18 protein-coding genes are annotated in these 21,090 nt (G+C 64.3%); 11 read left to right on the top strand and 7 right to left on the bottom strand.

The window, feature by feature from the left end; genetic code table 11:
* Positions 1-10 precede the first annotated feature (10 nt).
* Positions 11-1,033, bottom strand: a complete 1,023-nt coding sequence (locus AC07VI_RS06695) for an AraC family transcriptional regulator (protein WP_492994102.1) — start codon at positions 1,031-1,033, stop codon at positions 11-13.
* A 158-nt stretch (positions 1,034-1,191) separates the two neighbouring features.
* On the opposite strand from AC07VI_RS06695, the gene AC07VI_RS06690 reads away from it, so the two are divergent.
* The 3 genes from AC07VI_RS06690 (at position 1,192) to AC07VI_RS06680 (ending at position 4,582) form a co-directional block, all read left to right on the top strand.
* Positions 1,192-2,670, top strand: coding sequence for a parallel beta-helix domain-containing protein (locus AC07VI_RS06690; RefSeq protein WP_157792337.1), 1,479 nt, complete (start codon positions 1,192-1,194; stop codon positions 2,668-2,670).
* Between the two features lie 82 nt (positions 2,671-2,752).
* Entirely contained in the window at positions 2,753-3,964 is a 1,212-nt protein-coding gene (locus AC07VI_RS06685; protein WP_492994100.1) for an SO2930 family diheme c-type cytochrome, read from the top strand.
* 192 nt (positions 3,965-4,156) lie between these two features.
* A complete protein-coding gene (locus AC07VI_RS06680) occupies positions 4,157-4,582 on the top strand; it encodes a Fur family transcriptional regulator (protein WP_076572177.1) in 426 nt (141 codons plus the stop codon).
* Between the two features lie 18 nt (positions 4,583-4,600).
* On the opposite strand, the gene AC07VI_RS06675 is transcribed toward AC07VI_RS06680, so the two are convergent.
* The 4 genes from AC07VI_RS06675 to zigA form a co-directional block, all read right to left on the bottom strand.
* Positions 4,601-5,119: a GNAT family N-acetyltransferase gene (locus AC07VI_RS06675; RefSeq protein ID WP_086146224.1), complete on the bottom strand. Its 519-nt coding sequence runs from the start codon at positions 5,117-5,119 to the stop codon at positions 4,601-4,603.
* A gap of 44 nt (positions 5,120-5,163) precedes the next feature.
* Positions 5,164-5,385 carry a hypothetical protein gene (locus tag AC07VI_RS06670; RefSeq protein ID WP_099420053.1) on the bottom strand — a complete coding sequence of 74 codons (222 nt, stop codon included), beginning with the start codon at positions 5,383-5,385 and terminating at the stop codon, positions 5,164-5,166.
* Positions 5,386-5,505: 120 nt separating this feature from the next.
* The gene (locus tag AC07VI_RS06665) at positions 5,506-6,510 is read right to left on the bottom strand and encodes a CobW family GTP-binding protein (protein ID WP_492994097.1); all 1,005 of its coding nucleotides are present in this window, start codon (positions 6,508-6,510) and stop codon (positions 5,506-5,508) included.
* Between the two features lie 13 nt (positions 6,511-6,523).
* Entirely contained in the window at positions 6,524-7,756 is a 1,233-nt protein-coding gene (gene zigA, locus AC07VI_RS06660; RefSeq protein ID WP_492994095.1) for a zinc metallochaperone GTPase ZigA, read from the bottom strand.
* A 236-nt stretch (positions 7,757-7,992) separates the two neighbouring features.
* On the opposite strand from zigA, the gene AC07VI_RS06655 reads away from it, so the two are divergent.
* The 5 genes from AC07VI_RS06655 (at position 7,993) to AC07VI_RS06635 (ending at position 14,081) form a co-directional block, all read left to right on the top strand.
* Positions 7,993-9,039 carry a hypothetical protein gene (locus AC07VI_RS06655; RefSeq protein ID WP_492994093.1) on the top strand — a complete coding sequence of 349 codons (1,047 nt, stop codon included), beginning with the start codon at positions 7,993-7,995 and terminating at the stop codon, positions 9,037-9,039.
* 114 nt (positions 9,040-9,153) lie between these two features.
* Positions 9,154-11,250, top strand: coding sequence for a bifunctional 2',3'-cyclic-nucleotide 2'-phosphodiesterase/3'-nucleotidase (locus AC07VI_RS06650; protein WP_099374514.1), 2,097 nt, complete (start codon positions 9,154-9,156; stop codon positions 11,248-11,250).
* Positions 11,251-11,300: 50 nt separating this feature from the next.
* Positions 11,301-11,999: a tetratricopeptide repeat protein gene (locus AC07VI_RS06645; protein ID WP_492994091.1), complete on the top strand. Its 699-nt coding sequence runs from the start codon at positions 11,301-11,303 to the stop codon at positions 11,997-11,999.
* Between the two features lie 128 nt (positions 12,000-12,127).
* The gene (locus AC07VI_RS06640; protein WP_494808780.1) at positions 12,128-12,391 is read left to right on the top strand and encodes a hypothetical protein; all 264 of its coding nucleotides are present in this window, start codon (positions 12,128-12,130) and stop codon (positions 12,389-12,391) included.
* A 253-nt stretch (positions 12,392-12,644) separates the two neighbouring features.
* A complete protein-coding gene (locus tag AC07VI_RS06635; protein WP_492994087.1) occupies positions 12,645-14,081 on the top strand; it encodes a catalase in 1,437 nt (478 codons plus the stop codon).
* A 113-nt stretch (positions 14,082-14,194) separates the two neighbouring features.
* Here AC07VI_RS06635 and AC07VI_RS06630 read toward each other — a convergent pair whose 3' ends face one another.
* On the bottom strand, positions 14,195-14,533 hold the full coding sequence (locus AC07VI_RS06630) for a hypothetical protein (RefSeq protein WP_139842518.1): 339 nt from the start codon (positions 14,531-14,533) through the stop codon (positions 14,195-14,197).
* Between the two features lie 105 nt (positions 14,534-14,638).
* Complete coding sequence (locus AC07VI_RS06625) at positions 14,639-15,823, bottom strand: chymotrypsin family serine protease (RefSeq protein WP_492994085.1); 1,185 nt, start codon at positions 15,821-15,823, stop codon at positions 14,639-14,641.
* A 250-nt stretch (positions 15,824-16,073) separates the two neighbouring features.
* On the opposite strand from AC07VI_RS06625, the gene AC07VI_RS06620 reads away from it, so the two are divergent.
* The 3 genes from AC07VI_RS06620 to AC07VI_RS06610 are packed head-to-tail and all read left to right on the top strand — an operon-like array spanning position 16,074 to position 20,841.
* Positions 16,074-18,110 (top strand): serine protein kinase, encoded by a 2,037-nt coding sequence (locus AC07VI_RS06620; protein ID WP_492994083.1) that lies wholly within the window; start codon positions 16,074-16,076, stop codon positions 18,108-18,110.
* 2 nt (positions 18,111-18,112) lie between these two features.
* Positions 18,113-19,348, top strand: coding sequence for a DUF444 family protein (locus AC07VI_RS06615; RefSeq protein WP_086146214.1), 1,236 nt, complete (start codon positions 18,113-18,115; stop codon positions 19,346-19,348).
* The gene (locus tag AC07VI_RS06610) at positions 19,345-20,841 is read left to right on the top strand and encodes a SpoVR family protein (protein WP_099420058.1); all 1,497 of its coding nucleotides are present in this window, start codon (positions 19,345-19,347) and stop codon (positions 20,839-20,841) included. Before AC07VI_RS06615 ends, AC07VI_RS06610 begins: the two co-directional genes overlap by 4 nt.
* Positions 20,842-21,090 lie beyond the last annotated feature (249 nt).

The raw sequence follows: 21,090 nt of genomic DNA, 5'->3' as shown, positions 1-21,090 counted from the left end.
GCCGCGCCGTTCAGCGGCACTTTTCGCAGCCACCGAGACGGCGGTAGACGCCGGGGGCGCTGCCGGTCCATAGCTTGAACGCCCGGCTGAACGTGGTGGGGTCATCGAAGCCCAGGCTCTGCCCTATCGCCGCGATCGTCAAATCGCTCTTGATCAGCTGCACAATCGCCATGTCGCGCCGCAACTCATCCTTTACTGTCTGAAACGAACTGCCTTCCCCGGCCAGGCGCCGCGACAGCGTGCGGACGGAAAAATGCAGCGCCTTCGCACAGGAAGCGATGCTCGTCACATCGGCCAGGCGCGAAGCCAGGTGGTCACGCAGCCGGTGCGTGAGGATCTTGTCATTGAATGGCACATATAGCCAATCGGCGGGCGCATTGCGCAGGAACTGGTTGAGCGCACTCTTGTCCTGGCGCAATGGCGCGCCCAGATGCCCGGAGCCGATGTACAGCGCGGTCTGGGCTTGCTCGAAATACAGGGGACCGGGAAACAGGTACACGTATTCCGCCACCCGCGCCGGCCGGGGGAACGCAAAATCGGCCCGCGCCAGCGGTATCTCGCGCCCTATCATCCAGGAAGCGAGGCCATGCACCAGTTTCAGCATCAGCTCATGCACGAGCACCCGCCCTCCCAGTGGCGGCGCATGTTCGATCAGGGCAATACGGGTCAGCTGCTTGCCGCGCGCGACCTCAAAGCCCATGTCATCGAGCAGCAAGCGGAAATAGCGGACGAAACGGTGCAGCGCGATATCCAGATTCGGGGCGTCGAGCATCGCCAGGCAGAGAAACTTCAGCGTGCCGTTGCGCAGGGGGCGGGAAAAGAAACGCGGGGTTTCGTCGTCGAGCAGGAGCGCCGTCTGGCGCAGCAAGGTAGAAAATTGCTCTATCGTAATGCGCCCCCCCTGCTCCAGCAAGAGTTCGGGAGCAATCCTGGCGCGCGCCAGGACGGTCCTGACCAGGTCCGAAGCGGGATCGAGTCCCGCCAGCAGATCGCTCGCCAGCCCCACCGAAATGGTCGCGCTCCGGTGGCTCATTAAATAATGCAATGCAACATTTTAGCTCCCGAAATTTGGCATGAAATGCACATATTTAGGCCATTTCTGTCACTAGGAAAAGACAAGGGCAGAACTATAATCATCGCATAAATATGGATAAAAAGATAAAAACCGCCATACAACAAGGGAGACATTGCATGAAAAAACCACCGCGCCTCAGCCGCTGTCCCACCATTGCATGCGCGAGCGCCATGCTCCTGCTGGCCAGTTGCGGCGGCAGTTCCAGCGAGCCCGTTGCCGCTGTCGTGCCGCCGCCGGCACTGGACGTCGTCGTCACGGCCGCGCAGATGAATGACAGCGACATGAGCAATCTGCTGTTTCGTCTCAGGGAAGGCTCCACCGTCATGCTGCCGGCCGGCAAGTTCCACTTTGACCGTCCCCTGATCATGAACACCAGCGGCGTGACGATCATCGGCAAGGGCAGCGGCAGCAATCCGGCCAGCGACACGATCCTGTCCTTCAGGGACGCCAGCAGCCGCAACGGCTTGCAGGTCAGCAATGTCAAGACCATCACGCTGAAAAATTTCGCGGTGGAAGACGCGGCCGGCAATGCCGTGTTTGTTTCGGCGTCGAGCAATGTGACCATGGATGGCTTGCGCGCGGAGTGGACCACCGACCCGACCCGCACGTCGAAAATGGCGTATGGCCTCTATCCGGTCAACTCCGACAATATCATCGTCAGGAACAGCAAAGTGATCGGTTCGGAAGATGCGGGCATCTATGTCGGCCAATCGCAAAACATCCGTGTCAGCAACAATGAAGTGTATTTGAACGTGGCGGGAGTGGAGATAGAAAACTCGCTCAATGCCATCGTGGAGAACAACGATTTGCATGACAACACGGGCGGCGTGCTGGTGTTCTCGCTACCCGGCACCTATCGCTTCAAAAAAGGGGCCGGGGTTTTGATACAAAACAACAATATTCACGATAACAATACGCCGGTCGCCGCCAATGCCACGGGCTTTGTCACATCGGTGCCCGTCGGCACCGGCATCATGGTGCTGGCGGCGGACAATACCGAAATCAAAAACAATGTCATCAAGAACCATCAGACCACCAGCATCCTGGCGCTCAGCTATCAGGCGACCGGTTTCGCCATCAACGACCCGGACTACAACCCGTATATCCATGGCCTGTATGCCTACGGCAATACCGTCTCGGCCTCGGGCCACGCGCCCGGCGGCGCATTCGGCAAGGAGCTCAAACCGCTGGTCGACGGCCTGTTCGCGCAGCTGGCATCGAACGGCTTGCCGACGCTGCTGCCGTACGGCGTGTGGGACGGCATCCTCGATCCGGCCAGAAGCAGCGGCCTGATCCCCTTGCCCGGCATGGGCGGCCTGGGCATCGGCGGCGTGGCCAATGATGACAGCCGCATTTGCATCATGAACAACACCGCGCTCGATACGCCCGTCGTCGACGCCGTGATTTCCTATGAAACACTGGATATCAATCTCATCGGGCTCAAGCTGGGCGCGTCCGTCGCGGCGGGGGAAACGCCGCCCGAAGCGATAGCCGGCATCCCCGCCGGGTTGTTGCAGCCGGCCTTTCCTTTCGCGCCGCGCATGCATTGTCAATTGACGCTGCCAGCCATTCCAGCCTTTCCGATCATCAAGTAGGCATGCCAGGGCCGCAGCGCGTGCCCGCGCCACAGGGCGCACTATGCTTGCCATCCACTTTTGCGCGTCAGGAGTCCATGATATGAAGACCAGATCGACCTTTTTTGCCGCACTTTGCCCCCTCCTGCTCACCATCAGCTTGCTCAGCGCCTGCGGCGGCGGCAAGACCGCCGGGGACGACAGCCTTGCCGCCGAGGTGAAACTGTTTGAACGCACCACCGCGCCGGACAAATTATCGAGCTGGAATTTGGTGCGGAGCGATGGCAAGTTGATGCGGCTCAATGCCGCCACCGTGGCGTATGATTTGAACAGCCCCCTGTTTTCCGATTACTCCAGCAAGCTGCGCGCCATTTATGTCCCCAGGGGCGGCAAGATCAGCTATAACGGCAATGGCGCCGATCCTTTTGCGTTTCCCAATGGCGCGGTCATCGTCAAGACTTTCTATTACCCGAAGGCGGCAGGCAGCGACGCCGGCTACATCGGCGCCCAGGCGGTCAGCCACCAGACGGTACAGGGCGACTCCATCGACCTGGGCAAGAACCACCTGATCGAAACCCGCCTGCTGGTCAAGCAGGCCGACGGCAGCTGGCTGGGCCTGCCTTACGTGTGGGATGACGATCAAAAAGACGCCACGCTGAAAATCGGCGGCGCCGTCAAACGCGTGGAACTGCTCAGCGAGAATGGATCGCGCCAGAAAATCAGCTATCAAGTACCGAGCGCACAGCAATGCCAGCAATGCCACGCCACCACTTCGGCTGGCGGGGGCGAGCTGCTGCCGATAGGCACCAAGGCGCATAACCTCAACAAGACGTATGTGTATGCGGCCGGTGCAAAAAACCAGCTCGACAATCTCAACGACCTCGGTTTGTTGAGCGGCTATACCGGCGCTGCCGCCGCGCCCAGGGCGGCCGACTGGAGCGATGCCTCGCAAACGCTCGATGCGCGCGCGCAAGCCTACCTGGAAGCGAACTGCGCGCACTGTCATTCCACCACCGGCCAGGCCCAGCAAAGCGGACTATTGCTGGGCTTTAAGCAGACGGCCAATCCGCAGGTTGACGCGATCAAGCGCGGCATCTGCAAGAAGCCGCTGGCCTACGGCGGGCCGGGACTACCGTACCAGTACGATATCGTGCCGGGCTCGCCGGAAACCTCCATCTTGTTGTACCGCACCAGCCATACGGATTCGGAATCGGTCATGCCCGTGATCGGGCGCGCCTCGAATCACGCGGAAGCGAACGCCATGTTGAGCGCATGGATCGCCGCCATGGCCAGGGCCGAATGTTCGGCGCCCTGAGCCGTGGCGCGTCCGGCGCCGCTGGCGCGGCCCGCCATCGCGGGCATGCTGGCGGCGCCGGCATGCCGAATTGACGTGCAAACCATGACGCGTCTTCATGCGGCGCGGCACGCATGCTAAGATATGGCCCAGAGGGTGCCAGGGGCACGGCGATCACGCCGCCCGCCCGTCCACCCGTAAGCAGGCCATATCATGTTGACATCTTCTTCTACACCGCAAGCCGAATCGCTGATCCGCAACACCAACGCCCGCGTCACCAAGACGCGCGTGAAGGTGCTCGACTTTTTAATGGCGCAAAGCCGTTCGCTGACCCACCATGAAATCCAGCAGGCGCTGTCGCAGGACAGCGATATCGATTCCGTTACCCTGTACCGCGTGCTGGAATGGCTGACGGAAAATGAACTCGTGCACCGCATCGCGGGCGCCGACCAGGTGTGGCGCTTCAGCGCGGGCGCCGGCCACCAGGCGCACGAACACGCGCATTTCCAGTGCACCAAGTGCGCCAATGTCACCTGCTTCAATGAAGTCAAGCTGCCCACGCCCGTGGCCCTGCCCGAAGGCTTCAGCGGCGACGAGGTCGATTACCTGATCAAGGGCCTGTGCCCGCGCTGCAAATAGCGTTTCCGCCTGCTTCCGTCACTTGAGCAGCAAGGCCAGGTGATGCTCGTCATAAAACAGCTCGCCCACGCGCATGGACCTCGGCTCCGTGCCGTAGCGGATGAAGCCCAGCGATTCATACAATTGCCGCGCCGAATTGTTTTCCGCATTCACGCTCAAATGCACCTGCAAGATGGCCGGGTCGTTCTCGGCCAGCGCGATACAGGCGGCGACGAGCCGGCGCGCCACGCCCTTGCCCCGCTGGGGCACATCGACAAACACGCCCCATAGCAAGGCCTTGTGCGACAGCTGCCGCATGGCTTCGCGGCGCAGGCCAGCAAAACCGACCAGGCGTCCGCCGTCGAAGGCGCCAAACGCGCGCTGCATGGCGCCGCCGGCGATGCGCTGCACGTGTTCCTCGGGCGTGCGGGCCAGCTCGTCCTCGCGCGACGAGGAAAACGAGCTGGGCGAGTTCTGGATGGCGCGCAGGCGCAGCGCGCAAAAGGCGGCGCTGTCGGCTGGCGTCAGCTGGCGGATGACGATATCGGGTGTGGACATGGGAGGAGTCGGCAGTTTTTTGCCATTATACCCACGCCCTGCCCTCATGCACGCACGCGGCGCAAGCCGTACAAGGTCCAGCCGTACAGGATGGCCATCAGCAGCAGCATGGCCACGCAGACGGCGACGATGGGCCAGCCCAGGCGGCGCCGCAACGCGCGCACGACATCCAGCGGGCCGAGCACGGTGCGCGCAGGAGAAAACCGCCGCGACGCCAGGGCGGCGACGGCCACGATGGCCAGCACGGCGAGGCCATGTCCCAGCACGGATCGGCGGCCTGGCTGCGCAAGGTCAGGCCGTTGACGGCGGCCAGGTGGTCCGGCTCCAAACCGTGCCGCATGCCGAGGATAAAAAGCAGCGCCAGGACGGCAAGAGCGCTTCCACGCTCATGCGGCCGGCTGGGCCGGGCTGGCTGACGTAAGCACGCAGCGGTCCAGGCCCCGGATCAGCATGTCCTGCGGCAAGTCGCGGCCAATAAAAATGATCTTGCTGGCGCGCGTTTCCCCGTCGCGCCACGGCGCGCCCAGTTCCGAGCCCATCAGCATGTGCACGCCCTGGAAGACGGCGCGGCATGGCAGGTCGGCAACATATAAAATGCCCTTGTAGCGCATCAGCTGGCTGCCGAACAGTTGCACCACGGCATCGAGAAAATGCTCCACCTGCTGCAGATCAAGGGGCCGGGACTGGTGGTAGACGAACGATTGCACGCCGTCGCCATGGCGGTGGCCCAGTTCACCGAGGAAATCCGGCTCCAGCTCGACGATGGCGTTCAGGTTGAAACCGCGGATGTTCAGGATGTCGCGCAGCGGCACATTGCCGAAACGCACTTTCTGTATGCCGGCGCGGCCATTGATGGCGATCAAACGCTGGCGCAGCGCGGCCAGTTCATCCTTGCCGACCAGGTCCGTCTTCGACAGCAGGATGCGGTCGGCAAAGCCCACCTGCTCCTGCGCTTCCCTGTGCACCGTCAATTGCTGCTGCGCATGGCGCGCATCGACCACCGTCAGGATGGCGTCGAGCATATAGCACTCGCTGACGGATGGCTCGGCAAAGAAGGTCTGCGCCACGGGACCGGGTGCGGCCAGGCCCGTCGTTTCGATGATCACATGATCAAACGCGATCGCCCCGGCGCTGCGCCTGGCGTGCAATTCTCCCAGGATGCGGATCAGGTCGCCCCGCACGCTGCAGCAGATGCAGCCATTGTTCATTTCCACGATCTGCTCGTCGCTGTCCTGCACCAGCAAGCCGTGGTCGATGCTTTCGGCGGCGAATTCATTTTCGATCACGGCGATGCGCATGCCGTGATCGCCCTGCAATATGCGCTTGAGCAAGGTGGTTTTCCCGCTGCCGAGAAAACCCGTGATGATGGTGACGGGGATCAATTCTGTCATGGCGCGCTCCCGGTCAAGCTAGATCTTCGAGTTCTTCCATCCGCTGCCATAGTGGGAACGGGTCGGGCAGCTGGCGCCAGCCGGCCATGCCCTGGCGCGTTTCCGTGGTGTTGAGTTGACATTTCCTCAAGTCCGCCTCGATGGCGGCCTGGTCCATGTCCTGGCCGATGAAGACGAGCTCCTGGTAGCGGTCGCCATACGTCTCGCTCCAGCCCGCCTTGACTGCCGCCAGCGATGCCGCATCCGTGGGCCAGCGCTCCTGCGGCACGGCCGCCCACCACAGGCCCACGGGTTCGACATTCATCAGCTTGCCCGCGCCGGACAGGCTGGCCACCCATTCGGGGCGGCTGGCCAGCCAAAAGTATCCCTTGCTGCGCAGCACGCCGGGAATTGGCCGGGAAATGTAGTCGTGCAGGCGCTGCGCGTGGAACGGCTCCTTGGCGCGGTACACAAAACTGCTGATGCCGTAGGTTTCCGTCTCCGGCGTGTGGCTGCCGGCCAGCTCCTGCGCCCAGCCCGGCATGGCGGCCGCCTGCTCCAGGTCGAACAAGTCCGTGCCCAGGATGGCGTCGAGCGGCACGACGGACTGGTTGGTTTCGAGGATGCGCGCGCCGGGATTCAAGGCTTTTAAAATGGCCAGCACCCGCAGGCGCTCGGCCGCCGCCACCATGTCGACCTTGTTGAGGACGATGACATTGGCAAATTCGATCTGTTCCGTGAGCAAATTGGCCAGCTGGCGGTCGTCGCCCTCGCCCGCGATCTCGCCGCGCTGCGCCAGGCTGTCTTCGCTATGAAAGTCCGTCAGCAGGTTGGCGCAGTCGACGACGGTGACCATGCAGTCGATGCGCGCCACGTCGTTCAGGCTGTCGCCGTGCTCGTCCTCGAAGTCGAAGGTGGCGGCCACGGGCATCGGCTCGCCCACGCCCGTCGATTCGATCAGCAGGTAATCGAAACGGTCCTCGGCAGCCAGGCGCCGCACTTCCTGCAACAGATCGTCGCGCAGGGTGCAGCAGATGCAGCCGTTCGACATTTCCACGAGTTTTTCTTCCGTGCGCGACAGCGCTGCGCCGGCCGCCTCGGCGCCATCGCGGACAAGCGCGGCGTCGATGTTGACTTCGCTCATGTCGTTGACGATGACGGCCACGCGCTTGCCTTCGCGGTTGCGCAGTATGTGGTTGAGCAAGGTGGTCTTGCCGGCGCCGAGAAAGCCGGACAGGACGGTGACAGGGAGTTTGCGCTGGGGCATGGGGAATCCTTCGAATTGGTGGGTGCATGATGGTGGATGCAAATGCAGTTCAATTGCATTGGCGAATTATAATGCAACTTAGTTGCATTGGCATGATAATCGTCACCTGTCATCCTGAACACGCCGCGCAGTCCAGGCCACGCGCTTCAGGGTGCTATAGTGGCATTGCGCCGGCCACGCTATCGAAGCGAGCGCCTGGCGACGGAACGGCTACATTCTCACAGCTCAAGGAATCGATGATCTTACGCAGCCATGCAACGTTTTTCGCACTAGTTATGGTGATGACGGGCAGTGCGATTGCCGCGGAAATAAAGCCCCCGATCAAGCACTATATTTACTTCAATCACCGTGAACCGGACGGGGAAAACATACGCTCGGATAAGGCATTGCACGATGCGCGCTTCAGCGGCGCCCAGATCGTGTACACCTGGCGAAGCCTGGAGCCGGAACAGGACCGTTACGATTTTGCGACGATCCGCCACGACATCAGCTATCTCGACTCGATCGGAAAAAAGCTGTGGATACAACTGCAGGAAAAATCCTTCACGCCGCGCCAGAATGTGCCCGCCTATCTGCTCGGCGATCCGCGCTACCGGGGCGGCATCATCAAGCAGAGCATGCTTTCGGCGCCGGAGCGCGACCCGAACAAAGCGGTGACGGATGACGAATATGGCTGGTCGCCAAAAATGTGGGAAGCGCCGGTACGCGAGCGTTATCAACGCCTGATCCGGGCGCTGGGCAAGGAATTTGACGGGAAGATCGAGGGCATCAATTTCAGCGAAAGCTCGATCGACATCGGCGTTGAAGACAGCCAAGGCAATACGACGTTCCCCGATGATTTCAAGCCGCAACACTATGTGGACGCCATCAAGGAGAACATGCAGGTCCTGGCCGCGGCTTTTCCCCGCACCACCACCATGGTGTATTTGAATTTTCTGCCCGGTGAATGGCTGCCGTGGAGCGACAAGGGCTATATGCGCAGCCTGTTTGCGCAAGCGCAAGCGCTGCAGATGGGCGTGGGCGGTCCTGACCTGATGCCGTATCGGAAAAGCCATATGGGCCAGAGCTACGGCTTTATCAGGGACTATCCTGGGCGCCTGGTCAAGGGCATGGCAGTCCAGGACGGCAACCTGCGCCAGATCAATCCCCGTACCGGGAAAAAAAATTCAGTCGACGATCTGCTCGATTTTGCCCGCCATTACCTGGACCTCGACTATATTTTCTGGGTAGAAGACGAGCCTTACTTCAGCAATGAAGTGCTGAAAAAACTGCCGGCCCATTGACAGGCAGCCGCGCCATCGCGCGCAGCCCAGCATCCACGCGACTTGCACGGCTGTCATCGCCGCGTCATATGGCGGCGTTACAGTCGCGTCCTTTGAATCTTTCCGAGGGCGGTAATGAAAACAAATTGGGTCATGCTGGCGGCGCTGGCAAGTGTGGGTTTGACTGGCTGCAACGGCAGTTCGACGACGGCGCTGGTCATTCCAGAGGGCACGACGGTCACCGTGGCGCTGCTGGAAACGACGGATATCCACTCGAATGTGCTCAGCTATAACTATTACGCGCTGGCCGAAGACACCAGCCTGGGCCTGGAGCGCACGTCGACCCTGATCCAGGCGGCGCGCGCGGAAAATCCGAACACTGTCCTGCTCGACGATGGCGACGTCATCCAGGGCACCCTGCTGGCCGACCTGCAGGCCGTGGCCGCGCCCGTGCCCTGCTCCGGCACCCTGGCCGTGCACAAAGCCATGAACGCGCTGAAATACGACGCGGGCGGCATGGGCAACCATGAATTCAACTATGGCCTCGCTTACCTGAGCCAGATCACCAACACGGACTTTGGCATACCGGGCGTGGCCAAGCCGGCGGGCAACTGCGGCGCGCCCGCCTTCCCTTCCGTGCTGAGCAACGTCGTCGGCGTGGCCAGCGGCAAGCCCATCTTCCAGCCTTACACCGTGCTGCCCCGCGATTTCACGGCCGTCAAGCCCGATGGCGGCAAGCTCGACGTCAAAATCAATGTGGGCGTGCTGAGCTTTGTTCCGCCGCAAATCCTCGAGTGGGATCAGAAAGTGCTCGCCGGCAAGGTCAGCGTGACGGGCGTGCAGGAAGCGGCGAAGCAGTATGTGCCGGAATTGCGCAGCAAGGGCGCCGATATCGTCGTGGCCCTGTCGCATGGCGGCCTGGACACCAGCGCCTACAGCCCGAAGATGGAAAACGGCAGTTATCACCTGACCAGCACGGGCATCGACGCGCTGATGATAGGCCACTCGCATTTGATCTTCCCGAAAGGCAAGGAAGAAGGCGCGGCCGCGCTGGACGCCTCGTTTGCCGCCTTCCCGGCCAGCGCCAGGATCGACGCCGTCAACGGTTTTGTCAACGGCGTGCCGACCGTCATGGCGCAAAGCTGGGGCCGCCGCCTGGGCATCATCAAGCTGACCCTCGCCTTCCAGTCCGGGCGTTGGGTGGTGCAGCCGGCCAGGACGACGGTCGAATCGCGCGGTTTCAAATACACGGATGGCAAGACGCTCGTGAAAGCCGATCCGGCCATCGCGCCGCTGGTGGCCACCGAACACGCGGCCACCATCGCCTACGCCAAGCAGCCGCTGGGCATCAGCACGGATTTCGAGATGTCCGCGTATTTTGCGCTGGTGGGCGATGTGAGCGCCATCCAGCTGGTCAACCAGGCCCAGCTCGACTACGTGAAAAATTTCATCGCCACCAGCACGGATGCCACCTTGTCCAGCTACAAGACCATCCCCGTCATCTCGTGCAGCGCGCCGTTCAAGGCGGGCCGCAACGGGCCGTCGGACTTCACGGACGTGGCGTCCGGCGCCTCGCCGGCCGCGCCGATCGGCTTGCAAGTGCGCAATCCGGGCGATTTGTATTTATATAGCAACAACAACCTGCAAGCCGTGAAAATCAAGGGAGCGGACTTGAAGGCCTGGCTGGAAACGTCGGCCAAGCAATTCGCGCAGATCGATCCGAACGCCACGGCCGAGCAGGACCTGGTGCCGTCGTATGGCACGATTTACAACTATGACGTGTTCTATGCGGAAAACAACGCGCTGACCTACCAGATCGACGTGACGAAGAAGCCGGGCAGCCGCATCGTCAACCTCACGTACAAGGGCGCAGCGGTGGCCGACGGCGATGACTTCATCGTCGCGACCAACGACTACCGCGCCGGCGGCGGCGGCGCCGTGCCCGGCATTGACGGCAGCAAGACCATCATCAAGTCGCCCGATGCCAACCAGGCCGTGGTCAGCAACTACCTGGCGTCGCTGAGCACCAAGGGCGGCAAGGTGACTCTGGCCAACAATGGCAGCGCGCGCAGCTGGAGCTTCGTCAAGACGGCCACGGCCGGCCCCGTGATCCTGCGTTCGGCGCCCGGTCACCTGGCGCTGGCGAAGAGCAGCGGCATTGCCAATGTGGCGTCCGAAGGCGGACTCGACGCCAGCGGTTTTGCCAAGTACGGCATCGACCTGAGCAAATAAGGTCCTTGGGCCGGGACTGCCGCAGTTCCGGCCTGTTTTGATGAAAGCTGATGCAGATGAAACAAGCGCTCTCCCTCCCCGCCCTCGTGCTGGCCGGCGTCCTGGCCGCCTGCCAGTCCTCGCCGCCGCCCACGGCGGCCGAAATCGAAGCCGTCGCCATGCATGCGCGCCAGGCGGACGACCACCAGGCCGAGCGCCGCGTGCGCAGCTGGGCCGGCAAGGACATGCCCGTCGCCAAACGCGAGCTGGCGCTGATTTACCAGCCCCGGCCCGAGCGCCGCGCCGAGGCATTGAGCCTGTTCGAGCAGGCCGCCCGCGCCGGCGACACGGAAGCGGCGTTCGAACTGGGCCAGATGCTGCGAGCGGCCGCACCGGCCCAGGCCTGGCCATGGTACCGGCAGGCGGCGCAGCAAGGCCATGCGAAGGCGGCCCTGATGCTGGGCTTGCTGGCCGCCAACGGCGAAGGCGTGCCGAAAGATGCCGCGATCGCCGCGCACTGGCTGGCCAAGTCCAGCGAACTGGGCAATCCACACGCCATGTTCCTGCTGTACAACGCCTACCGCGAAGGCCGCGGCGTGCCGCGCGACCTGGCCAAGGGCCGTGAGCTGCTGGAAGAAGCGGCCCACCACGAGTACCCGCCCGCCATCCAGGAACTGGCCATGACGGTACAGGCCGACGACGCCCTGCGCGCGGGCCACCTGATGAAGGAAGCGACGGAGCACCGGCACAATAACTGGAACAAGTTTTAAGGCAAATCAAGGCCAGCCCATATTGCTCAGTGGAATGCTTGCCGCAGGCATAAGCTTGCCTGGCACGCACATGTGGTCGTGCGCAATCTCAACGCGAGGCAGGCATGGCAGATTACCGCTTGGGTCCCATGAAAAAGAGCGACTTGCAGTTCAGCTATCCGGACGGCCCGGCGGACGGCGACGACCCGGCCCGGCGCGCCATCCCCGACAGCGTCCTGCTGAACCGCCACGAATGGTATGAAATGCTGTACAGCTGCAACAGCTGGTCCGGCGGCAGCCTGGCCACGGCCTTGAAATGCGAGCGCCTGATCCAGCGCCACTTGCCGGCCAGGATACGGGGCCATGCGGCCGTGCTGGCGTGGCTGCGCGCCAACTGGTCCCGCTACCGCTGACGCGCTGCGCAGTCACGCCGCCCTTTGCGCCAGGTCTACCGTGTTGGGCTAGACCTGGCTGACGAGCTATGATGATCATGCTGCCTTTCAACAGGCGGCGGGGAAGCAGCACGCCCCGAAGTGGCACACTGTATTTGCTTTTTAGAAATTTGTTACTCTGGACCAGCCAAGGTGAGCGTTGCAATGCTCAGCCCAGCCAGTGTTTGGGCAGGCCCTGACTCGTCCGTCGTCCTCCCTATAAAGAAAGAGTCCAATGAAAAAGCTGACCACCGCCTTTGGCGCGCCTGTTGTCGACAACCAGAACATCCAGACGGCCGGCCCCCGCGGCCCCGCCCTGCTACAAGATGTCTGGTTCCTGGAAAAACTGGCCCACTTCGACCGCGAAGTCATCCCCGAACGCCGCATGCACGCCAAGGGATCGGGCGCGCATGGCACGTTTACCGTCACGCACGACATCACGCGCTACACGCGGGCGAAGATTTTTGCTGAAGTGGGCAAACAAACCTCCATGTTCGCGCGCTTTTCCACGGTGGCCGGCGAACGGGGCGCGGCCGACGCGGAGCGCGACATCCGCGGCTTTGCCCTGAAGTTTTACACGGAAGAAGGCAACTGGGACCTCGTCGGCAACAATACGCCCGTGTTTTTCATGCGCGACCCGCTGAAATTCCCCGATCTGAACCACGCCATCAAGCGCGACCCGTGCACCGGCTTGCGTAGCGCCAACAGCAACTGGGACTTCTGGACCTCGCTGCCCGAAGCGCTGCACCAGGTGACGGTGGTGATGAGCGACCGTGGCTTGCCGCGCAGCTTCCGCCACATGCACGGCTTCGGCAGCCATACCTTCAGCTTCCTGAATGCGCAAAACGAGCGTTTCTGGGTCAAGTTCACGTTCAAAACCCAGCAAGGCATACAAAACCTGACGGACGCCGAGGCCGAGGCGCTGGTGGGCAAGGACCGCGAAAGCTCGCACCGCGACCTGTATGAAAGCATCGAAAACGGGGATTTCCCCCGCTGGACCCTGTACGTGCAGATCATGCCGGAAAAAGAGGCGGGCACGTACCACCTGAACCCCTTCGACCTGTCGAAAGTATGGCCGCACGGCGACTACCCGCTGATCGAAGTGGGCGTGCTGGAACTGAACCGCAATGCACACAACCATTTCGCGGAAGTGGAACAGGCGGCCTTCAACCCGGCCAACGTCGTGCCCGGCATCAGCTTCTCGCCGGACAAGATGCTGCAAGGCCGTCTGTTTTCGTATGGCGACGCGCAGCGCTACCGTCTCGGCGTCAACCACAGTCATATCCCCGTCAACGCGCCGAAATGCCCGTTCCACAGCTACCACCGCGACGGCCAGATGCGCGTCGACGGCAATCAGGGGGGAACGCTGGGCTATGAGCCGAACAGCGAACAGCAATGGGCCGAGCAGCCCGATTTCCGCGAGCCGCCATTGAGCATCGAGGGCGCGGCCGACCACTGGAACCACCGCGTCGACGAGGATTACTACTCGCAGCCGCGCGCCCTGTTCCAGCTGATGACGCCGGCACAGCAGCAGGCGCTGTTCGACAACACGGCGCGCGCCATCTCGGGCGCCTCGGAGCAGGTCAAGCAACGCCACATCGGCAACTGCACCCTGTGCGACCCCGCCTACGGCGCGGGCGTGGCAGAAGCCATCGGCCGGCTCAGCAAGTAAGGCAGGCTGACAGCCGGCAGCGGGAACCTCGGCCGCAAGGCCTGGCAACTGGCCATGCGCCGCTGCCGCCGCAGCGCACCGCGGCGTGCAGGCCCGCCAGGCCGGCTTTGCTGTCAGCGCTGGATATCGATCTGGCCCGTGATGCTCGTTTCCACCGGATAACCTTCGACCTGCAGCGGCACCCGCCGCTTGACGGACGAGTCGCGCAGATACACGACAAGGGCGTCGCGGCCCAGGGCCGTCTGTCCCAGGCTGACGCCTTCCACGCCGTCGATGGCCATCAGCGCCCGCTCGTTGCGCCGCCTGGCCGCTTCCAGGCGCCTGTGCTGCGCGTCAACTGCCGGCTGGCCGCCGCCATATGGGTCCCGGTCGCCGCTCCCCTCCGGGACATACGGCATGGCGGCATCTTCGAAGACGCCGTAGGGCGACTCCATGAATTTACTGTTTGACATGACAACCCCTTCCGATACTGCACCTGACCGTATCATCATCGTGCAAAAGCCCGCCTAGTGCAAGGCCGCCGCGCCATGCGGCGGCGCTGCCCGCCTGCGTAACGCTCAGGTGTACAGACTGATGTCGAGCGCCGCCACGACGCGCCGCATCTGGTTGGCGAACGTGATGTTGCCGCCGCCGGCAAACAGCAGGCCGACGGGATTGCGCTGCTGGTTCCACGTCCAGATGGACGAGCCGGAATCGCCGCCCGCGCTGAAGGCGCCGCTCACGCCCGTGATGGCGATCTGGTCCTGGAACAGCGCGATCCTGCCGCCGCCGTAATTGACGTTGATGGTGGCGCCCAGGCCCGTGACGCGGCCCTGCGTCAATTGCGTCGTGCGTCCCGATTTGCCGACCAGCATGCCCAGCGCGGGCGCCACCAGCGCATTGCTGATACGGAAATACGCGGGCACGCCGCCGCTCAGGTAGACCAGTTCCGGCCGCACGCGGTCAGGCCAGGCCCAGCCGGTGGCGCAATCGACGAAATTGACGCCGCCGCTGAAATTGATGGGCACGAAACGCTCGAGCACGGCGACCTGGTCTTGCGGGCAGCGGCCGCCGTCGATGGGGCCCGGCTGCACGATGCAGTCGTTGAACACGCCGCCGTTGGAATTGGCCAGTACGTGATTGTTGCTCAGGATCATCAGGCGGGTGTTGCGCGGCGGCGTGCGCCCCACGGCCAGGCAGCCGATGGTGCCGGCCGTGATGCGGAAATGCCCGACCGACACGCCGCCCGGCGCCGGACGCAAGCGGAAACGGTGCGGCTGCGCGTCGATCACGCCCGTGACGACGATATTCACGGGCGCCTTGTCGCTGGCCACGGCGCGCACGCCCATGGCGCCCACGATGGCGGCCTTGGCGCGGTCGACGGAGGTGGGCTCGGCCACGTACACGGTCAGCGCCGGCATGCCCGGTTCGCCGGACGAGCTGTCGCTGGCGCCTTCGCCCAGGCCGATGGACACGCCCTGGATATTGCCCGCATCGCTGAAGGCGTCGGCCGCGCGCACGCCCGCCGCCTGCGATATGGCCTGGCGCATGCCGTCCTCGATGCTGCGCTTGATCTCCAGTAATTCCATGCTGACGCCGCTCAAGGCGTCCGCTACCTCCGACACGGACGCGCTCTCGATATGGCCGTCGTCATCGCCCGGCGCGGCAAACTGCTGCGGCGCTTCTTCATCGTCCGCACTCTGTCCCCTGCCCGGCGCACTGCCCGGCGGGGCGCTGAAACCGTTGTCATTGCCGATCATCATGTTCTCCTCTTGGGTCGCTGCGAACGTTCAGTGTGGGCCGGCTGTGGCGGACGGTATTGATCTGGATTGAATGGGCGCCGGCGCAGGACGGGCGGCCCGCCCCTGTGCCAACTGCGCTGGAAATAGTTCCCTTTTCTGGCTTGAGCCAGATCAGGCGTGCAACTAGGCTGCGCGCCGTATACTGGATCGGCAGGCTGGGAGCATGGCCTGCACCACGGCAGTGCACGGCAACGGCAAGGATGGAGAAACGATGACGAGCCCAGGTAAGACACGCCTATCCAGCGACAACGATGCGCCCGCGCCGGCGGCGCAGGCGGACGAGGCCGACCGCCATGACGGCCGGGAGCAGGCCGACGGCGAAGACCGGCGCAACCGCTTCATGCACGGCCTGGCGGCGTATGCGGCGCAGCACCGCGGCAACCCCTGGCGCGGCAGCTTTGGCGACTTCCTCGAACACATCCTGCCCACGGGCGCCGCCCTGCTGGCGCGCAGCGCGCACCAGTATCTGTGGGACATGATGCGCTCGAACGGCGACACGGACGGCAGCGGGCGCTTCCGCTGCCGCCTGTTCGACGACGAGCTGTTCGGCATTGACGAAGCCATCGACCGCGTGGCCGCGTATTTCAAGGCGGCCGCCGCCGGTTCCGAGGTGGGCCGGCGCATGCTGCTGTTGCTGGGCCCGCCGTCGGGCGGCAAGTCGACCATGGTGATCCTGCTCAAGCGGGGCCTGGAAGAGTACAGCCACAGCAGCGAAGGCGCGCTGTACGCCATCGCCGGCTGTCCCGTCCACGAATCGCCGCTGCACCTGGTGCCACACAGCATGCGCGCGGGTTTTCGCGCCAGCTACGAGCTCGAGCTGCACGGCGAGCTGTGCCCCCATTGCATGGCCCGCCTGGAAGAGCAGTACGCGGGCGACTTCCTGCGCATGCCCGTCGAACGCATCTATATCTCGGAAGCGGGCCGCTGCGGCATCGGCACGTATGCGCCGCACGACCCCACGACGGCCGACCTGGCCGACCTCGTCGGTTCCGTCGACCTGTCGAAGGTGGCGCAGTACGGCGACGAGGGCGACCCGCGTGCGTGGTCGTGGTCGGGCGCCGTCTACGCGGCCAGCCGGGGCATGCTGGAAATGATCGAAATCCTCAAGGTCAAGCGCGAATTCCTGTACCTGCTGCTGACATTAACCCAGGAAAAGAACGTCAAGGTGTCGCGCTTCCCCCTGATTTACCTCGATGAAACCATCCTCGCGCACACGAACCTGGCGGAATTTCGCAAATTCCTGCAAGAAAGTGAAAACGAGGCCCTGCTCGACCGCATGGTCATCGTGCAAGTGCCCTACACCCTCAATTACCGCGAGGAAGCGCGCATCTACCGCAAGCTGATCCTGTCGGCCGCGCCCGCCTTCCATGGCGTGCACCTGGACCCGCATGTGCTGCACGCGGCGGCCGTGTTCGCCATCCTGAGCCGCCTGCCCGAGGGCGACGACAAGGAAGCGGAACTGGTCAAGAAGCTGCGCGTCTATGCCGATGAAGATGTCGATGACCTGCAGTATGCCGAGGTCAGGCGCATCCGCGAGCGCGACAAGGCGCCCGACGAGGGCCTGGCCGGCGTGTCGCCCCGCTTCGTCATCAACGCCCTGTCGCACGCCATCATCGCCGCCCAGCGCAACAGCCTGAGCACCATGGACGTGCTGCTGGCCCTGAAGGACGGCATCGAGAGCGATGCGCGCATCGAACCGCGGCGCAAGCGCAAGTGGATCGATTATCTCGTGCTCACGCGCAAGGACTTCTATAACCGCTGGGTCAAGGCCGACGTGCACAAGGCCCTGTTCGTCTCGTTCGAGCACGAGGCGCAGGACTTGCTGAACAAATATCTCGATGAGGTCGAAGCCATGCTCGACAACCGGCAGATCCGCGATCCCATCACCAGCGAGGAGCGGCGGCCCGACGAGCGCTTCCTGCGCGCCGTGGAAGAAAAGATCCAGATCAGTGATTCTGGCAAGCAATCATTCCGTCAGGAAGTGGTGCGCAAGGCCATGGGCGCCTTCAAGCGGGGCGAAGCGTTCGGCCTGGGCAGCCATGTGCAGCTCAACGATGCCGTGCAGCAATATCTGTTCGAGCAGCGGCGCGACGTGCTGCGCCTCGTCAGCTCGGCCAAGCGCCCCGACGACGACGTGCGGGCGAAGATTTCCGCCGTCGAGCAGCGCCTCGTCGACGAGTACGGCTACGACGCGCACAGCGCGCGCGAAGCGCTCAACTATGTCACTACCCTGCTGGCCCAGGAGTAACCATGCCCGCCGCCACCACGCCAGACAGGGACAGACGGGACGCCGCGCCGGCGGCGGGGGCCGCAGCGGCCGCACCCGGGCGCACCCTGGCCCAGCCCTGGTATGCGCTGTTCTCGCGCGGCGCGCGCGACTGGCTGCGCCATAACCAGAAGGTGCGCGCCGCCGTGCAGGCGCACTTGCCCGAGCTCATCGCCGGCCCTGACCTGATCGGCGGACCGCAGCAGCGCACCGTGCAAGTGCCCGTGCGCCTGCTCGAACACGCGCGTTTCCGCCTAGCGCCGGCGCGCAACAGCGTGGGCGCGGGCCAGGGCGAAGGCCAGCCCGGCGATATCCTGCGCGCCGCGCGTCCTGCCGGCGCGGGCGATGGCGAAGCGCAGGGCGAAGGCGGCAATGGCGAGGGCGAGGTGCGCCTGCTGCTCGAATTTGCCGTCGACGACATCCTCGACTGGCTGTGGGACGAGCTGAAACTGCCGCACCTGAAACCGCGCCACCTGAGCGCCATCGACGAGGTGCAGCTGCAGCGCGCCGGCCTGGACCGCCATGGCGCGCGCTCGCGCCTGGACCGGCGGCGCACCGTGAAGGAAGCCATCAAGCGGCGCGCCCTGCAGGCCCGGCCCGTGCCCTTCACCAATGACGACTTGCGCTACCGGCAAGTGCGCCAGCTGCCGCGCCCCAGCGCGAACGCCGTCGTGTTTTTCGTGCTCGACGTGTCGGCCAGCATGGCGCAGGCCGAGCGCAAGCTGGCCAAGTCCTTCTTCTTCTTTGCCTTGCAGGGCTTGCGGCGCAGCTATGCCAGGGTGGAAACGCGCTTCATCGCCCATACGACGCGGGCCTGGGAATTCTCCGAGGCCGAGTTTTTCCAGGTCAACGGCATGGGCGGCACCATGGCGTCCGGCGCCTTCCGCCTGAGCCATGAATTGTTGCAGCAACACTATGCGCCCGGCCGCTACAATGCCTATCTGTTCTACGCGTCCGACGGCGAGAACTTCAGCGAAGACCGCAGCGCGGCCAGCCGGGCGCTCGGGGACCTGGCGCCCCTGCTCAATTACATGGGCTATGTGGAAACCGTGCCCGGCACGGCACACAGCCTGGAAACGGAAATGCACCGGCTGTGGGCCGAGCAGGAACGCCAGGGCTTGCCCTTGCACAGCAGCATACTGGCCCGGCCGGACGACGTATGGGCCGCCATCCGCACCTTCTTCCGCCACGAAAGCGCCGGCGTGGAGGACGCGGCATGAGCGGCCGCCATGCCACGCACGAGCATGCCACGGGCCACGCCGGCGACAGCACCGCCCTGGCCAGCTACGCGGCCCGCATCGAAGCGCTGGCGCGGGAACTGGGGCTGGCGTTTCCCCGCGTCGATTTCGAGCTGGTGCCCGACAGCTTCATGGCCGAGATCGCCATCTATGGCTTGCCCGTGCGCATGCGCCACTGGTCGTTCGGCGTGCGCTACATCCACCAGCTGGTACACCAGAAGATGGGCAACTCGCACATCTTCGAAGTCATGTTTCCCGGCGATCCCTGCCACGCCTACATGGCCGAACACAATTCCGTGGCCGAAAACACCCTCGTCACGGCGCATGTGCTGGGCCACGCCGACTTTGCCAGCCGCAACGAACTGTTCCTGCGCTTCGGCGCCATGGCCGGCAAGAATATCCTCGAACAAAGCGCGGCGCGTGCCCGCCGCATCGAGGCGGCCCTGCAGCGCCACGGGCAGGACCAGGTCGAGGCCGTGCTCGACGCGGCGCTGGCCCTGGAACAGCACGTCGACATCCACGCCGCCCTGCACCGCCCTCCTTACCCCGACACGGGCGGCGCGGCCGATGCCGGCCAGGGCGCCGATGCGGGCGACGCCGGTCCCTTCGCGCGGCGCTACCGGCGCCTGCCAGGCGAAGCGGCCGCGCTGGCGGCGCACGAGGCGGTGCGCGGGCGGCTGGCGCAGCGTCCGCTGCTGCCGCCGCAGGCCGAATATGATGTATTGTGGTTCATCGCCCGCTACGGCCCGGAACTGGCCGACTGGGAGCGCGACATCTTCCTCGCCGTGCGCGAGGAATCGTTCTATTTCTACCCCGTGTATGCCTGCCAGATCATGAACGAAGGCTGGGCGTCCTACTGGCATGCGCGGCTGCTGCGCGAAGCGCGCTTCCTGCCGCCGGAACTGTACCTGTCGGCCATCAAGTCCCATTCCGACGTCGTGCGCCCATATGCGGGAGAACATCAACTGGCGCTGGCCGTCAATCCCTACCACCTGGGTTTTTGCATGTGGGAGCGCATCATCGAAAGGCAGGGACTGGCGCGCGCGCGCGAAATCTGCCGCGATGACGACGATTTCAGCTTCATCCGCAACTACCTGGACGCGGAGCTGGCCGACCGCCTGGGCCTGTTCGTGCATGAAAGCCGCCGCGATGGCGAGACGCGGCTGGCCAGCCGCGAACTGGCGGCCATCCGCGAAGCGATCCTGGCGCCCAAGTACAATTACGGCGCGCCGTGCATCGCCGTCACCCTGCTCAACGATGACGGCAGCCTGGTGCTGCGCCATGACCACCAGCGCGATGGCCGCGGCCTGGACCTGGAGCGCGCACAGCAGGTGCTGGCCTACATCGCCCGCGTGTGGCGCCGGCCCGTCACCCTGCACACGGCCGATTTCCGCGGCACGCCAAAAGTGCTCAACAGCAAAAAGGACGGCGTGCCGGAACCGCCCGCGCCGACCCCGGCGCCCGTGCCGCGCTGAAAGGCGCCCGCCCGGCTCCACCAGCTGGCTGCCGGCTGCCGGCTGCATCGCAAGCCGGGCCTGGATGCCCTGCCGGCAGCCGCGTCCATGGTCCCGAACTCCGAGGTGCTCCGAGGTGCTCCGAGGTTGACGGCGCGCCGGCGGGACCATGGCCGGTCCAGCCGGCGCGTAGCCGGGGCGGCTGGCACTGGCGAACGGCTGGGGCCTCGGGACCCTGCGTCCGCCTCGGCGCCGATACCAGTGTCCGGG

The organism is Janthinobacterium sp. GW821-FHT03A03, from assembly GCF_059421435.1.
This window is presented reverse-complemented; position numbering and strand designations above follow the sequence as displayed.

Coding starts and splice junctions, on each gene's coding strand:
- AC07VI_RS06675 (WP_086146224.1), bottom strand. CDS start 5,119: ATGTCCACACCCGATATCGTCATCCGCCAGCTGACGCCAGCCGACAGC.
- AC07VI_RS06685 (WP_492994100.1), top strand. CDS start 2,753: ATGAAGACCAGATCGACCTTTTTTGCCGCACTTTGCCCCCTCCTGCTC.
- AC07VI_RS06630 (WP_139842518.1), bottom strand. CDS start 14,533: ATGTCAAACAGTAAATTCATGGAGTCGCCCTACGGCGTCTTCGAAGAT.
- AC07VI_RS06680 (WP_076572177.1), top strand. CDS start 4,157: ATGTTGACATCTTCTTCTACACCGCAAGCCGAATCGCTGATCCGCAAC.
- AC07VI_RS06665 (WP_492994097.1), bottom strand. CDS start 6,510: ATGACAGAATTGATCCCCGTCACCATCATCACGGGTTTTCTCGGCAGC.
- AC07VI_RS06645 (WP_492994091.1), top strand. CDS start 11,301: ATGCAGATGAAACAAGCGCTCTCCCTCCCCGCCCTCGTGCTGGCCGGC.
- AC07VI_RS06640 (WP_494808780.1), top strand. CDS start 12,128: ATGAAAAAGAGCGACTTGCAGTTCAGCTATCCGGACGGCCCGGCGGAC.
- AC07VI_RS06635 (WP_492994087.1), top strand. CDS start 12,645: ATGAAAAAGCTGACCACCGCCTTTGGCGCGCCTGTTGTCGACAACCAG.
- AC07VI_RS06650 (WP_099374514.1), top strand. CDS start 9,154: ATGAAAACAAATTGGGTCATGCTGGCGGCGCTGGCAAGTGTGGGTTTG.
- AC07VI_RS06655 (WP_492994093.1), top strand. CDS start 7,993: ATGATCTTACGCAGCCATGCAACGTTTTTCGCACTAGTTATGGTGATG.
- AC07VI_RS06615 (WP_086146214.1), top strand. CDS start 18,113: ATGCCCGCCGCCACCACGCCAGACAGGGACAGACGGGACGCCGCGCCG.
- AC07VI_RS06625 (WP_492994085.1), bottom strand. CDS start 15,823: ATGATGATCGGCAATGACAACGGTTTCAGCGCCCCGCCGGGCAGTGCG.
- AC07VI_RS06695 (WP_492994102.1), bottom strand. CDS start 1,033: ATGAGCCACCGGAGCGCGACCATTTCGGTGGGGCTGGCGAGCGATCTG.
- zigA (WP_492994095.1), bottom strand. CDS start 7,756: ATGCCCCAGCGCAAACTCCCTGTCACCGTCCTGTCCGGCTTTCTCGGC.
- AC07VI_RS06610 (WP_099420058.1), top strand. CDS start 19,345: ATGAGCGGCCGCCATGCCACGCACGAGCATGCCACGGGCCACGCCGGC.
- AC07VI_RS06690 (WP_157792337.1), top strand. CDS start 1,192: ATGAAAAAACCACCGCGCCTCAGCCGCTGTCCCACCATTGCATGCGCG.
- AC07VI_RS06620 (WP_492994083.1), top strand. CDS start 16,074: ATGACGAGCCCAGGTAAGACACGCCTATCCAGCGACAACGATGCGCCC.